This is a genomic window from Streptomyces sp. NPDC045695 (genome assembly GCF_056432025.1).
Genome location: NZ_JBWKJU010000008.1, coordinates 260817 through 275285 on the forward strand (window position 1 = coordinate 260817; position 14469 = coordinate 275285).

Below are 14469 nucleotides of genomic sequence, written 5' to 3' on the forward strand. Positions count from 1 at the left end.
CTCCCGCGCCGCGTGCCCGCCGCCGTGCCACCCGCGCCGTCACCGCTCCGGCCGCCGAGGCAGCCGTGGCTCCCGCGGCCCCCGTCGAGGAAGAGGCCGCCGAGGCCGAAGCCGTCGTGGAGGAGGCCCCCAAGGCCGCCGCCCGAGCCTTCACCGTGGCCGACGCCCTGGACTCCCCGAAGCGCGGCGGCCGCCGCCGCGCCACCCGCTCCGCGGCCCCGGCCGCCACCCCGCAGCCGGCCGCCCAGCCCGCCGAGAGCGCCGAGCCCGCCGCCCCGGCCCGCGCCCGCCGCGCCGCGCGTCCCGCCGTGGCCGTCTTCCAGGCCCCGGTCTTCGCCGAGCCGATGTTCCAGACCCCCGAGACCGCCGCCATGGCCGCCGCGGCCGCTGCCGCCGCCCCGGCTGAGGCCGAGGAGGAAGAGGAGCTCACCGAGGTCACCGCCGAGACCGAGGCCGCCGCCGCCCCGCAGCCGGCCGGCCGTCGCCGTCGCCGTGGCCGCGGCGCCCCCGAGTCCGCGCCGGTCTCCCTGCCCGAGGTGCTCGCCGAGGAGGAGCCGGAGGCCGAGGCCGCCGAGCTCGACGAGGAGGGCGCCGAGTTCGAAGAGGGCGACGAGTCGGGCGAGCGTCCCTCGCGCCGCCGTCGCCGTGGTGGCCGTCGCCGCCGTCGCGGTGAGGCCGCCGACCTCGACGAGTCCGCCGAGGAGGAGACCGAGGCCGAGCAGGAGAGCGCCGAGCAGGAGGCGGGCGAAGAGGAGGACGACGAGGCCGAAGAGGCCCTCGGTTCCAGCTCCAGCCGCCGCCGTCGCCGCCGTCGCCGCCGCACCGGTGAAACCGCCGCCGAGTCCGCCGAAGCGGGCGACGAGGACGGCGTGCGTACGGTCGTCAAGGTCCGCGAGCCGCGCCCGGCCCGCGAGAAGGCCGAACCGGGTACCGGCGCGGACGAGGTCCAGTCCATCAAGGGTTCGACCCGCCTGGAGGCCAAGAAGCAGCGCCGTCGCGAGGGCCGCGAGCAGGGCCGCCGTCGCGTCCCGATCATCACCGAGGCCGAGTTCCTGGCCCGCCGCGAGGCCGTCGAGCGCGTGATGGTCGTCCGCCAGAGCGGCGAGCGCACCCAGATCGGCGTCCTCGAGGACAACGTGCTCGTCGAGCACTACGTCAACAAGGAAGAAGCCACCTCGTACGTCGGCAACGTCTACCTGGGCAAGGTCCAGAACGTGCTGCCGTCCATGGAGGCCGCCTTCATCGACATCGGCAAGGGCCGCAACGCCGTCCTGTACGCCGGTGAGGTCAACTTCGAGGCGCTCGGCATGGCCAACGGGCCGCGCCGCATCGAGTCCGCCCTCAAGTCCGGACAGTCGGTCCTCGTACAGGTCACCAAGGACCCGATCGGCCACAAGGGCGCCCGCTTGACCAGCCAGGTCTCGCTGCCCGGCCGCTACCTGGTCTACGTGCCCGAGGGCTCGATGACCGGCATCAGCCGCAAGCTGCCCGACACCGAGCGCGCGCGCCTGAAGACCATCCTCAAGAAGATCGTCCCCGAGGACGCGGGCGTCATCGTGCGCACCGCCGCCGAGGGTGCGAGCGAGGACGAGCTGCGCCGCGACGTCGAGCGTCTGCAGGCCCAGTGGGAGGACATCCAGAAGAAGGCGAAGCAGATCTCGACCTCTTCGCCGAGCCTCCTGTACGGCGAGCCGGACATGACCGTCCGCGTCGTGCGCGACATCTTCAACGAGGACTTCTCCAAGGTCATCGTCAGCGGTGACAGCGCCTGGGAGACCATCCACGGCTATGTGAACCACGTCGCCCCCGACCTGGCCGACCGGCTCTCGCGCTGGACCTCCGAGGTCGACGTCTTCGCGACGTACCGGATCGACGAGCAGCTCGCCAAGGCGCTCGACCGCAAGGTGTGGCTGCCCTCGGGCGGCTCGCTTGTGATCGACAAGACCGAGGCGATGATCGTCATCGACGTCAACACCGGCAAGTTCACCGGTCAGGGCGGCAACCTCGAAGAGACCGTCACCAGGAACAACCTGGAGGCGGCCGAGGAGATCGTGCGCCAGCTGCGGCTGCGCGACCTGGGCGGCATCGTCGTCATCGACTTCATCGACATGGTCCTGGAGTCCAACCGCGACCTGGTCCTGCGGCGCATGCTGGAGTGCCTGGGCCGCGACCGCACGAAGCACCAGGTGGCCGAGGTCACCTCGCTGGGCCTGGTCCAGATGACCCGCAAGCGGGTCGGCCAGGGTCTGCTGGAGTCCTTCTCCGAGACCTGCGTCCACTGCAACGGCCGCGGCGTGATCGTGCACATGGAGCAGCCGACGTCCATCGGCGGCGGCGGCAACGGCAAGCGTGCCAAGCGCCGCGGCGGCCGGGGCGAGTTCGACCAGCACGACCACGAGATCGAGACGGTCGAGACGGTCGAGGCCGAGGACTTCGAGACCGAGGCCGAGGTGGCCGCCGAGGCCGCCGCGCCGCGGGCCCTGCCCGAGCCGGAGTTCGTCGCGGACGAGGAGCTCTACAGCAGCCCGGCCGAGGCCGAGGCCGCAGCGGGCGTGAGCGGTCGCCGCAACCGGCGCCGCGCCACCCGCAAGGCCACCGCTCCGGCGGGCGCCCCGCGCGGTGCGCACACCCCGGCGCAGGCACCGGCCCCCGTGGCCGAGGTCATCGCCGAGCCCGTGACCGAGCCGGCCGACACCGTGCTGGAGCCGGCCGCCGAGGTCGTCGCCGAGGCCGTCGAGGCAGCGGAGACGATCGAGGCCGCCCCGGTCGAGGAGGCCGCGCCCAAGGGCCGTACCCGTCGCCGTGCGACCCGTAAGGCAACCGCCCCGGCGGGTGCCCCGGCCCCCGCGGCCGAGGCGGCCCCGGAGCCGGTCGTCGTCGCGGAGCCGGAGCCCGTCGTGGAGGCCGAGCCCGCGGTGGAGCCGGAGCCGGTCGTGGAGCCGGAGCCGGTCGTGGAGGCCGCGCCGGCGCCCGTCGCCGAGGCCGAGGAGGCCCCCGCGGCGGAGGCCGCACCGGCCCGTCCGCGCCGTCGTGCCACCCGTAAGGCCACCGCACCCGCCGGTTCCCCGGCAGGGGCGGCAGAGGCCGCCGTGATGGTCGTCGAGACCCCGGTGACCGAGTCCGCGACTCCCGTCGAGGAAGCGGCCCCGGCCAAGAAGGCCGCCAAGAAGGCTCCGGCCAAGAAGGCGACCACGGCGAAGAAGGCCCCGGCCAAGAAGGCGGCGGCCGCCAAGAAGACCGTGGCCAAGAAGGCGGCCACGACCAAGAAGACCGTGGCGAAGCGGGCGACGAAGAAGACCTCGGCGGCGGAGCAGCAGACGCCCCCGTCCGTCTCGGCTCCGACCGAAGCCTGATCGCGCGTCTCGTCCGCATCAGCGGCATGACCGTGGGCCCCGCCGAGCGGCGGGGCCCACGGCCTTGCGGGAGCCCGGTTTGACCCTCCGGAACCAGCCCCGTAACCTAGACCGTCGGCGTGTCTTAGTGCGCGCCACGCTCCTGAGCACCTTCCTCCAGGCTCTGCCCGGAGAGGCCGCTCGTCCATTCCGGATCAGTGCGGGCCCCAGGCCTGCCTGAGCGGCTGGCTTCAGGAGCATCCGTCCCGAGTGAGAGAGAGATCCGCGTGTACGCCATCGTGCGCAGCGGTGGTCGCCAGCACAAGGTTGCTGTCGGCGACATCGTTGAGGTTGACAAGATTCCCACTGCCAAGGTTGGCGACACGGTCGAGCTCTCGACCCTGCTCGTTGTCGACGGCGAAGCCGTGACCAGCGACCCGTGGGTCCTGGCCGGCATCAAGGTCCAGGCCGAGATCGTGGACCACCACAAGGGTGCCAAGATCGACATCCTTCGGTACAAGAACAAGACCGGCTACCGCCGTCGCCAGGGTCACCGCCAGCAGTACACGGCGATCAAGGTCACCGGTATCCCCGCGGCTGCGAAGTAAGAGGGACTGAGACATGGCACACAAGAAGGGCGCATCGTCCACCCGGAACGGGCGCGACTCCAATGCCCAGCGGCTCGGCGTGAAGCGCTTCGGCGGTCAGGTCGTTTCCGCCGGCGAGATCCTCGTCCGCCAGCGTGGCACCCACTTCCACCCGGGTGCGGGTGTCGGCCGTGGTGGCGACGACACGCTGTTCGCGCTGCAGGCGGGTGCCGTGCAGTTCGGCACGCACCGTGGCCGCAAGGTCGTCAACATCGTTCCGGCCGCCTGATCCAGCTCCTGCTGATCAAGCGAACGTAACTTCCCGAGGGCGGATCTCAGCTCTTCCCGGCGCGAGCCGGGAAGAGAGGTCCGCCCTCGGCGCGTTGTCACATAGACACGTTTAATGGGCAGCAAGGCCTGCCCGGGACATTCCCGTATGTATCTGGAGGAACACCCATGACCACCTTCGTGGACCGCGTCGAGCTGCACGTCGCCGCGGGTAACGGGGGCCACGGCTGCGCCTCCGTTCACCGGGAGAAGTTCAAGCCGCTCGGCGGCCCCGACGGCGGCAACGGCGGCCGTGGCGGCGACGTCATCCTCGTGGTGGAGCAGGCGATCACCACCCTGCTGGACTACCACCACAGCCCCCACCGCAAGGCCACCAACGGCAAGCCCGGCGAGGGCGGCAACCGCTCCGGCAAGGACGGCCAGGACCTGGTCCTGCCCGTCCCGGACGGCACCGTCGTCCTCGACAAGGAGGGCAACGTCCTCGCCGACCTCGTCGGCCAGGGCACCACCTACGTGGCCGCCGAGGGCGGTCGCGGCGGCCTCGGCAACGCCGCGCTGTCCTCCGCCCGCCGCAAGGCGCCCGGCTTCGCGCTCCTCGGCGTCCCCGGCACCACCGGTGACGTCATCCTGGAGCTCAAGACCGTCGCCGACGTGGCGCTGGTCGGCTTCCCGAGCGCCGGCAAGTCCTCGCTGATCTCGGTGCTGTCCTCCGCCAAGCCGAAGATCGCGGACTACCCCTTCACCACCCTCGTCCCGAACCTGGGCGTCGTCACGGCCGGCTCGACCGTCTACACGATCGCCGACGTCCCGGGCCTGATCCCCGGCGCCAGCCAGGGCCGCGGCCTCGGCCTGGAGTTCCTGCGCCACGTCGAGCGCTGCTCGGTGCTCGTGCACGTCCTGGACACCGCCACGCTGGAGTCCGACCGCGACCCGATCGCCGACCTCGACGTCATCGAGGAGGAGCTGCGGCTCTACGGCGGCGGCCTGGAGAAGCGCCCGCGCCTCGTCGTCCTCAACAAGGTCGACATCCCGGACGGCCAGGAGCTCGCCGACATGGTCCGCCCGGACCTCGAAGCGCGCGGCTACAAGGTCTTCGAGGTCTCCGCGGTCGCCCGCACGGGCCTCAAGGAGCTCTCCTACTTCCTCGCCGAGGTCATCGCCAAGGCCCGCGCCCGCAAGCCGAAGCAGGAGGCGACCCGCATCGTCATCCGCCCGAAGGCCGTGGACGACTCCGGCTTCACCGTCACCTACGACGAGGCCGAGGACGTCTACAACGTGCGCGGCGAGAAGCCGGAGCGCTGGGTGCGCCAGACCGACTTCAACAACGACGAGGCCGTGGGCTACCTCGCCGACCGCCTCAACCGCCTCGGGGTCGAGGACGCGCTGAGGAAGGCCGGCGCCCGCGCCGGTGACGGCGTCGCCATCGGCTCCGACGAGAACGCGGTCGTCTTCGACTGGGAGCCGACCATGATGGCCGGCGCCGAGATGCTGGGCCGCCGAGGTGAGGACCACCGGTTGGAGGCGCCGCGCCCGGCGACCACGCGCCGCAAGGAGAAGGAAGCCAAGCGCGGGGACTCGGCCCAGCAGGAGTACGACGAGTTCCGGCCGTTCTAGTCCCCTCCCCAAGGGATCCGCCCCGGAGGGTTTGAAGGCGCCTTTACGTCGGTCGCCTAGGATCCTCCGGGTGAACAGCAGCAACCTCCCCACCGTTTCCGTCGTGGTGATCGCGTACAACGACGCCGGGCTCGTGGGCGAGGCCGTCTCCTCGGCCCTCGCCCAGGGCCCGGTGGTCGCCGAGGTCATCGCGGTGAACGACGCCTCCTCCGACGACACCGCACGGGTGCTGGACGAGCTGGCCGCCGCCCACCCCCGGGTCAGGGTCGTGCACCGCACGGAGAACAGCGGGGGGTGCGGAACCCCGCGCAACGACGGGATCGCGGCCGCGACCGCCCCGTACGTGCTGTTCCTCGACAGCGACGACATCCTGCCACCGGGGGCGGCCGACGCCCTGGTGCGCACCGCCGAGGAGCACCGCGCCCCGGTCACCGTCGGCGCCGCCGTACGGCGAGAGCTCCCCCAGCGCCACGACGTGCCGTGGATGCCCGGCCTCTACACCCCGGGCGACGTCATCGAGCGGCCGGCGGACCGGCCCGAGCTCGTCCGCGACACCCTGTGCGTCAACAAGCTCTACGACCGCGCCTTCCTGGAGGAGCACGGCCTGCGCTTCCCCGACGGCCGGTTCGTCTACGAGGACTTCGTCTTCACCTCCCGCGTGCTCGCCGCGGCCCCCCGCATCGCCGTGACCGGCGAGCTCGTCTACGTCTGGCACGTGCGCCGCGGCGCCGCCCAGGTGTCGATCTCCCTGGACCGCAAGGACGTGGGGAACTGGCGCTCCCGCATCGAGGCCCACCGCACGGCCGCCCGGAACCTCGCCGCGGCCTCCCCGGTGCTCGGCCGTGCCTGCCAGGTGAAGTTCCTGGAGTACGACCTGCCGATGTACCTGCGCGAGCTCGGCAAGGACCCCGCATACCAGGCCGCCTGGTGGACCCTCACCCGCGACTACCTCACCACCTTCGCGCAGGCGGACGTCGAGGCCGCCGCCGCCCACGCCCGCTGGATCGTACGGGTGCTGCGCGCCACCGCGACGCCGCCCGCCGACGTGGAGCGGCTCACCCGGCTGGCCGCCGACCCGCCGCGCCTGCTGCCCCCGTACGCCGTCGGCGCCACGGGCGGGCCGGTGTGGAGCGAGGAGCTCCCCGTGGAGCTGGACGGGCTGCCCGGGCTGCCGGTCGCCGCACTGCCCGTCACCGTCGACGCCGAACCGGCCGGGCGCGGCGCCGTCCGGATCCGCGTGCACGAGCTGTACGGGCGCCTCGCCGAGGCCGGGCCCCGCACGGTCCAGCTGAGCTTCCTGCCCCGTGCGGGAGGCGAACCCGTACGCGCCCAGCCCGTCGAGCTGCGCCCCGACGCGCAGGGGGGCTGGAGCGCCCTGCTGCCCTTCCGCCTCGCGGACCTGGCCGTCACGGGCCGCCGCCAGGGGCTGCGCAGGATGCAGGCGTGGAACGTGCGCGTGGGCGTGCGGTGCGCCGACGGCAGCGAGGTGACCACCTCGCTGCGCCCCCGGGGCAGGCTCCTGCGCCGCCGCGCCCTGCCCAGCAGCCGGTACGGTGTTCTGCTGGCGCAGCCCTACCGGACGGGGGCCGGCGCCCTCGCGCTGCGCCTCGCGCCGGGTCCCGAGGGCGCGCTCTACCTCGTACGCAACCGCCTCCACCGGGCCCGGGCGGCCCGCGGGGCGGGCTGAAGGCCTTCACGGCTGGAGCCCTTCACTTTCCCCACCGAAGTCGGACAGGACCAAGGAGATACACATGACGTTTCTGATCACCGGCGGCGCCGGCTACATCGGCGCACACGTCGTCCGGGCGATGCTGCTCGCGGGCCAGAAGGTCGTCGTCCTCGACGACCTGTCCACGGGCAACGAGGACCGCGTCCCCGAAGGCGTCCCGCTGGTGGTCGGCTCGGTCCTGGACCGGCTGATCCTGGACGAGACCATCGCCGAGCACAAGATCACCGGCGTGGTGCACCTCGCGGGCAAGAAGCAGGTCGGTGAGTCCGTCGAGAAGCCGCTGTACTACTACCACGAGAACGTGCACGGCCTGACGGTCCTGCTCCAGGCCGTGGCCGCCGCCGGCATCCGCAACTTCCTCTTCTCCTCCTCCGCCTCCGTCTACGGCATGCCCGACGTGGACCTGGTCACCGAGGACACCCCGTGCGCGCCGCTGAGCCCCTACGGCGAGACCAAGCTGGCCGGCGAATGGCTGGTCCGCGCCGCCGGCAAGGCGCACGGCATCTCCACCGCCTGCCTGCGCTACTTCAACGTGGCGGGCGCCGCGACCCCCGAGCTCGCCGACACCGGCGTCTTCAACCTGGTCCCGATGGTCTTCGAGCGCTACGACGCCGGCCAGGGCGCCAAGATCTTCGGTGACGACTACCCGACGCCCGACGGCACCTGCATCCGCGACTACATCCACGTCGAGGACTTGGCCGAGGCCCACGTGGCGGCGGCCCGCAAGCTCGCCGAGTGGGGCGCGGCCGGGGAGTACAAGGACCTCACCGTCAACATCGGGCGCGGCGAGGGCGTCTCGGTCGCCGAGATGGTCGAGCTCCTGAACAAGAACACCGGGCACGACTACCCGCCGGTGATCAGCCCGCGGCGCGCCGGCGACCCGGCGAAGGTCGTGGCCTCCGCCGACAAGATCACCAGCGAGCTGGGCTGGAAGGCCCGGCACGACGTCCGTGAGATGGTCACCTCCGCCTGGGCGGGCTGGGAGGCCAACAAGGTCGCGCGCACGGACCGCCACAAGGACGTCCACCAGGCCTGAGCGCCCGGACACCGACGAAGCCGCCCGCCCCGGACGCGTCCGGGGCGGGCGGCTTCGTGTGTCAGGCGCCGGGAGCGCCGGCGCTCCGGGAACTCGGCGCTCAGCGCTCCAGGAAGGCGAACAGCTCTTCCCACCGGTCGGTGATCTCGCTGCTGGAGTAGCGCTGCACCGCGCGGAAGGCCTGGTCCCCGAGCCGGTCGCGCAGCTCACGGTCGGACATCAGCGCGTGCAGGTGCCCGGCCAGCTCCATCGTGTTGCCCAGCCGGGCCAGCAGCCCGTCCTCGCCGTACTCGACGATCTCCCGTACGCCGGGCGCGCAGTCGAAGGCGGCCACCGGCACGCCCGCCGCCATCGCCTCCAGCAGGGTGATCGGGAAGCCCTCGGCCCGCGAGGCCTGGGCGAAGACCGAGGCCCCGCGCAGTGCGCCCAGTACGTCGTCGGTGCTGCCCATCCACTCCACGGAGTCGTCCAGCCCCAGCGAGGTGCAGTGCGCCCGCAGCGTCGGCTCCTCCACGCCCGCGCCGTAGATCCGCAGCGTCCAGTCGGGGTGCAGCGGCGCGGCGTCCGCCCACGCGTCGAGCAGCAGGTCGACGCCCTTCTCGAAGGCGAGGCGCCCGACGCACGCCACGACCTTCTCCGTGCGCGGGGCGGGGGAGTCCGGCATGAAGGGCAGCGGGTTCGGCATGCTGCCCACGTTCTCCATGCCCGCCCGGATCCACAGGTCCGCGTCCTCGCGGGTCAGCACCAGCAGCCGGTCGACCTGGGAGTAGTAGCGGCGGACCCGATCGCCCCGGGTGGACTTCTGGCTGGCCTCGAACGACTCGTGGCTCATCCCGATGACGCTGAACCCCTTGGTGTCGGCGAGCGCCACCCACTCCATCGCCCAGACCTGCGTGACGATGACGACACCGCCCGGACGCGCCGCCCGCAGCAGCTCGCTCAGCTGCTCCGCCTTGGCCCGCATCTGCGCCCGCCGGGCCGCCTGGCGGCGCCGCTCGGGTGCGTTCAGCCGGCCCTTGACCCCGCGCAGCCGGCGCGCCGACGGCGGGTGGGCGTCGTAGAGCGTGGTCATCTCGTACGGCAGGTCCTGCGGCAGCTTCTGCCGGATCTCCTCGGCGACCGGGGCGATGCCGACGATGTGCACGCGGTGCCCGCGGCCGGTGAACTCCCGGGCCATCTGGTGGGACCAGGTGGTGACGCCGCCGAGCTCGTCGACGTTGTTGGAGACGATGAAGATGTCACGGCCGCCCGGGGTGGCGGTCTGCTGGCTCACTTGCCGCTCCTGGTGAAGAACTTCTCGACGATCTGGCCGGCCGCGTCCCCGCGGTCGTACTCGCCGAACTCGGCGAGGAAACGCTCCCGCGCCTGGGCGTACTTGGCGTCGGCCTCCTCGAAGGCGGCGAGTGCCTGCAGGAGTTCGTCCGCCGTGGCCACCACCGGGCCCGGGGCCTTCTCCTTCAGGTCGAAGTACGTGCCGCGGATGTCCGTGGCGTACTTCTCGTAGTCGTACGCGAAGAACAGCATCGGCCGGTCCAGGACCGCGTAGTCGAACATCACGGACGAGTAGTCGGTGATCAGCCCGTCGGCGAGGGCCAGCAGCGGGGTGATGTCGTGGTGCCCCGACACGTCGATGACCCGTCCCTGCACGGACGGCGGCAGCGAGACGCTGTTCAGGTAGTGGGTCCGCACCAGCAGCGTGAAGCGGTCGCCGAGCCGGTCGGCGAACTCCTCCACGTCGAAGGGGAAGACGAAGCCCTCCACCGTGCCGTCGGCGGCCGCCCGGAAGGTCGGCGCGTACAGCAGGACCTTCTTGTCCGGGTCGATGCCGAGCTCGGCCGCCAGGGGTCCACGGACCCGCTCGCCGCTCTGCACCTCGGCCCGGTGCGCCTCGACGAGGGCGTCGTTGCGCGGGTAGCCCGTGCGCAGCAGCACCTCGTCGCGCAGCCGGAAGCCCTTGGCGAGGGTGCGGGTGTCGTGCTCGGAGCGGATCAGGAAGTGGTCGAAACGGTCGACGGCCGCCTGGAAGCGGGCCTGGCCGGCGCGGCCCTGTGCCTTGGTGCGGGGTTCGTGGAAGCCCATCCGCTTGAGCGCGGAGCCGTGCCAGGTCTGGATGTACGTGGTCCCCGGGCGCTTGGTCAGCGCCAGCGGGAAGCCCTGGTTGTCGACCCAGAACTCGGCCTGGGCCAGCGCCCGCAGGTAGGCCCAGCTCCAGCGCCGCACCAAGGTGGCCTCCTTGGGGAAGCCGGTGGGCTTGGCGCCCGCGTACGACCAGATCGCCTCGAACGGCGCACCCCGGCGCACCATCTCCTCGTAGATGGCCTTCGGGCTGTCGCTGTACTGCTTGCCCATGTGGCTCTCGAAGACGACCGTGCCCTTCTTGAGCGGCAGCTTCGAGAAGACCTCGTGGTAGACCTTCACCTTCTGCTCGCCGGAGCCCATGTTCCGGCGGCCCCGCAGGGCCTTGCGCAGGCCCCGCTTGACCACGCCGGCCGCCTTGCCCTGTATGGCGCCGTTGATCAGCGCCTGGGTGCGGACGGCGGCGGCGCTCTCGGCGGTCAGGACGTAGCTGAGGTTGCCCTTCTTGGTCATCTCCGGCTCGAAGCGGTCGGAGACCAGCCGGGTCAGCCGCGGCCGCACGCGCAGGCGGGCCGCCGACTCCAGGTCGAGCCCGCCGACCGAGACGCGCGTGGTGATCTTCTGGCCGCCGGCGGTCAGCTTGAGCCGGACGTCCCAGACGGCGTCGATGATGCCGAGGGGCCGGACGGTGCCGGCGACGTCGGCGCTGCCGGACCACTCGATCGTGTCACCCGCGTGGCGCACGGTTGTCACCGGGAAGCTGAACGAGCGCACGCCGATCTGCCGGCGGGCCCGGAATTCGAGCGAGGCCTTCAGCTCCGCGTCGGCCGGGATCCGGCCCAGCGGGTTCACGACGGCGCCCGCGAGCGTGACCGTGCCGCGCCCGTCGTCCTCGTAGGAGGTCAGACGGTTGCCCAGCTGGAGGGAGGTGAGCGGGGTGGTGTGGAAGCCCTGCTCGGTGACGTCCAGTATCCGGCGGGCCTCGGCGCCGTCGGGGCCGTCGAGGTGCTCGGCACACCAGTAGACGCGGCCGTCGCGCTCGGCGAGCGGGGAGGAGAGCCGGCCCTTGTTGGTCATGGCGTCGGCGGCCGGGAGCAGGTTGGCCCAGTCCTCCTTACCCAGCAGGTAGGCGCAGATGGCCTGGAGGTACGTGACGTTCTCGTACGCGGCCGGGTCGATGCCCGCGAGGTAGCCGTTGGCGAGGCGGGCGAACTCCTGGCGGTACTCGTCGCTGAGCAGCGGCAGGTCACGCAGGTGCAGCACCAGGTCGTGCTTGAGGAACTTGGCGTCCTTCGCGGACTTGATGTCCGCGTGGCCCTGGGCCGCGAGCAGCTCGTCGACGCGGCGGTGGATCTCCATCCGGTGGACGAAGTTCGCGATCTCGTGGCGCCGGTTGCTGATCGACTTCGCCGCGGCCTTCTCGACCACGTTCCAGAAGTAGACGTGGTTCGGGATCAGGGTGATGCGGCGGGCGGCCACGTACGCCTGCGCGGAGAACAGCAGGTCCTCGTAGTGGATGCCGACCGGGAACTCCAGGCCCTGCTCCAGCAGGAAATCGCGCCGGTAGCACTTGTTCGTGGAGAGGGTGTCGTAGACCAGCAGGTCGGGGAACTCGGTGATCGACTCCAGCGTGCGCGTGCGGGCGTAGATCCAGGGGTACCACTCGGTGGTCTTGCCCCACCGGTTGTCGAGGTGCACGCGTACGCACATGCCCGAGACCAGGTCGGAGCCGGTCCGCTCGGCGGCCTCCAGCATGTTGCGGCAGGCGTTGCGCTCCAGGACGTCGTCGCTGTCCAGGAACATGACGTACGTGCCGGTGGCCTGCTGGATGCCGTGGTTGCGGGGCGCGCCGCAGCCACCGCTGTTCTCCGGCAGCTGGAAGGCGCGCACTCTCCCGGGGTGCGCCGACTCCAGTTCCTGGGCGACCGCGTAGGAGCGGTCCTTGCTGCAGTCGTCGACGATCACGACTTCCACACCGTGCAGGGTCTGGTCCAAAACCGACTGGACTGCTGTCGACAGACGCTCTGCGTCGTTGTAGACGATGACGACCACGGAGACGTCGGGCACGTGCACCTCGATCCCTTCGATTCGTTTCGTTGCGTTTCGGTCAGCTCATTCCGCTTATCTCGTCCACGCTACCGTGTGCCGCCCTCGCCTCAGGCAGGCCGACGCCCCGCCCACCGCCGCCGTGCATACTTCTAAGGAAGAGGTGAATGGCGGGTCCGGTCGCCCACAATCACCCGTTCGGAGCCAGCAGGAAGTGTTCATGACGAAGCTGTCCGTAGTTGTCCCTTGCTACAACGAGGAAGCGGTCATCGATCGCTTCGACGTGGAGATCCGCAGGGTCCTGGACGCCCTTCCCGTCGAGTACGAGGTCTGCTACGTCGACGACGGCAGCCGCGACGGCACCCTCGACAAGCTCCGGAAGATCGCCGCGGCCTACGGCGAGCAGACCCGGTACGTCTCCTTCAGCCGCAACTTCGGCAAGGAGGCCGGCATGCTCGCGGGCCTGCGCGAGGCCACCGGCGACGCGGTCGTGATCATGGACGCGGACCTCCAGCACCCGCCGGAGCTCATCGCGACCATGCTCGAGCACTACCGGCAGGGCCACGACCAGATCATCGCCCGCCGCACCCGCGAGGGCGACAAGAAGCTCCGCTCCGCCCTCAGCCGCCTGTACTACCGGGGCGTCAACCGCTGGGTGGACGTGGAACTCACCGACGGCGTCGGCGACTTCCGCATGCTGTCGCGCCCCGCCGTCGACGCCCTGCTGTCACTGCCGGAGTACAACCGCTTCTCCAAGGGCCTGTTCTCCTGGATCGGCTTCGACACCGTCCACTTCGACTACCGCAACGCGCAGCGCGAGGCCGGCGAGACGAAGTGGAAGTTCGGCTCCCTGCTGAACTACGGCATGGACGGCCTGATCTCCTTCAACAACCGGCCGCTGCGCATCGGGATCTGGTTCGGCGTGTCCCTGGTCGCCCTGACCGGCCTGTACGCGCTGTGGATCACGATCACGGCCATCACCAACGGGGTCGAGTCGCCGGGCTACGTCACCCTGGTGGCGATCATCACCGGTCTGGGCGGCGTCCAGCTGATCATGCTGGGGCTCATCGGCGAGTACATCGGCCGCATCTACTACGAGACCAAGCGCCGGCCGCACTTCCTGGTGCAGGAATCGCACGGCGCGCCGCCCGCCGCGCACGACCCGCAGACCTCCCTGACCGGCTCCGCCGCACGGGGCGCCCGCACCCCGCGGACCGCACGGGCCGCGGAGCCGACGATCGCGGAGCGCAGCGCATGACGGGCAGGCGGGACCAGCTCGGCCAGATCCTCCGCTTCGCCCTCGTCGGGGGGGTCAACACCGGAACCTTCTTCGGCATCTACCTCCTCCTGCACCCGTGGATGCCGTACTTCGCCGCGTACTCCCTCGCCTTCGTACTGGCGATGGTCGGCTCGTTCTTCATGAACACCTACTTCACCTACCGGACCCGGCCGACCTGGAAGAAGTTCCTCCTCTTCCCGCTGACGAACGTCACCAACTACGTCATCCAGTCGGCCGGCCTCTACGCCTTGGTGACCTGGGCCGGAATGGACACCCGGATCGCCCCGCTGGTCGCGGCGGTCGTGGCCATCCCGTTCACCTTCCTGCTCTCCCGCAAGATCCTCGTCCCGAAGGCCGCCCGGGACCGGGAGCCGCAGCCGGAGCCGGCCGGCAGCTCGTCCACGGTCTGAAACCCCCGAGCGGCCCCCGCGGGCCACCCCGTAGATTGAGGTGGCAGATTCCGGCAAGGGGCAAGGGGACAG

Annotated in this window: 10 protein-coding genes; 8 read left to right on the forward strand and 2 right to left on the reverse strand. The window is 71.4% G+C overall.

Annotated features, from left to right (window positions below; genetic code table 11):
- The 6 genes from AC07DU_RS17220 to galE all read left to right on the forward strand — a co-directional run.
- Positions 1 to 3353: Rne/Rng family ribonuclease (locus AC07DU_RS17220; RefSeq protein ID WP_479112118.1), on the forward strand; the 3353-nt coding region annotated here is incomplete at its 5' end.
- A 266-nt stretch (positions 3354 to 3619) separates the two neighbouring features.
- Positions 3620 to 3940, forward strand: a complete 321-nt coding sequence (gene rplU / locus AC07DU_RS17225; protein ID WP_214950890.1) for a 50S ribosomal protein L21 — start codon at positions 3620 to 3622, stop codon at positions 3938 to 3940.
- Between the two features lie 13 nt (positions 3941 to 3953).
- Complete coding sequence (rpmA, locus tag AC07DU_RS17230; protein WP_008738950.1) at positions 3954 to 4208, forward strand: 50S ribosomal protein L27; 255 nt, start codon at positions 3954 to 3956, stop codon at positions 4206 to 4208.
- A 167-nt stretch (positions 4209 to 4375) separates the two neighbouring features.
- Entirely contained in the window at positions 4376 to 5821 is a 1446-nt protein-coding gene (obgE, locus tag AC07DU_RS17235; RefSeq protein WP_360892903.1) for a GTPase ObgE, read from the forward strand.
- A 70-nt stretch (positions 5822 to 5891) separates the two neighbouring features.
- Complete coding sequence (locus tag AC07DU_RS17240; RefSeq protein ID WP_479112120.1) at positions 5892 to 7508, forward strand: glycosyltransferase family 2 protein; 1617 nt, start codon at positions 5892 to 5894, stop codon at positions 7506 to 7508.
- Between the two features lie 64 nt (positions 7509 to 7572).
- Positions 7573 to 8586, forward strand: coding sequence for a UDP-glucose 4-epimerase GalE (gene galE, locus AC07DU_RS17245; RefSeq protein ID WP_360892909.1), 1014 nt, complete (start codon positions 7573 to 7575; stop codon positions 8584 to 8586).
- 100 nt (positions 8587 to 8686) lie between these two features.
- On the opposite strand, the gene AC07DU_RS17250 is transcribed toward galE, so the two are convergent.
- Together AC07DU_RS17250 and AC07DU_RS17255 are read right to left on the reverse strand one after the other, a co-directional pair.
- The gene (locus tag AC07DU_RS17250) at positions 8687 to 9859 is read right to left on the reverse strand and encodes a glycosyltransferase (protein ID WP_360892911.1); all 1173 of its coding nucleotides are present in this window, start codon (positions 9857 to 9859) and stop codon (positions 8687 to 8689) included.
- The gene (locus AC07DU_RS17255; RefSeq protein ID WP_479112122.1) at positions 9856 to 12735 is read right to left on the reverse strand and encodes a bifunctional glycosyltransferase/CDP-glycerol:glycerophosphate glycerophosphotransferase; all 2880 of its coding nucleotides are present in this window, start codon (positions 12733 to 12735) and stop codon (positions 9856 to 9858) included. Before AC07DU_RS17255 ends, AC07DU_RS17250 begins: the two co-directional genes overlap by 4 nt.
- A 193-nt stretch (positions 12736 to 12928) precedes the next feature.
- Between AC07DU_RS17255 and AC07DU_RS17260 the strand changes: the two genes are divergently transcribed.
- Together AC07DU_RS17260 and AC07DU_RS17265 are read left to right on the forward strand one after the other, a co-directional pair.
- Complete coding sequence (locus AC07DU_RS17260; protein ID WP_479112124.1) at positions 12929 to 13966, forward strand: glycosyltransferase family 2 protein; 1038 nt, start codon at positions 12929 to 12931, stop codon at positions 13964 to 13966.
- The gene (locus AC07DU_RS17265; RefSeq protein WP_360892920.1) at positions 13963 to 14397 is read left to right on the forward strand and encodes a GtrA family protein; all 435 of its coding nucleotides are present in this window, start codon (positions 13963 to 13965) and stop codon (positions 14395 to 14397) included. Before AC07DU_RS17260 ends, AC07DU_RS17265 begins: the two co-directional genes overlap by 4 nt.
- Positions 14398 to 14469: the final 72 nt, after the last annotated feature.

Excerpts from the sequence above, each read along its gene's own strand:
- galE (WP_360892909.1), top strand. The coding sequence starts at position 7,573 with ATGACGTTTCTGATCACCGGCGGCGCCGGCTACATCGGCGCACACGTC.
- rpmA (WP_008738950.1), top strand. The coding sequence starts at position 3,954 with ATGGCACACAAGAAGGGCGCATCGTCCACCCGGAACGGGCGCGACTCC.
- AC07DU_RS17260 (WP_479112124.1), top strand. The coding sequence starts at position 12,929 with ATGACGAAGCTGTCCGTAGTTGTCCCTTGCTACAACGAGGAAGCGGTC.
- AC07DU_RS17265 (WP_360892920.1), top strand. The coding sequence starts at position 13,963 with ATGACGGGCAGGCGGGACCAGCTCGGCCAGATCCTCCGCTTCGCCCTC.
- obgE (WP_360892903.1), top strand. The coding sequence starts at position 4,376 with ATGACCACCTTCGTGGACCGCGTCGAGCTGCACGTCGCCGCGGGTAAC.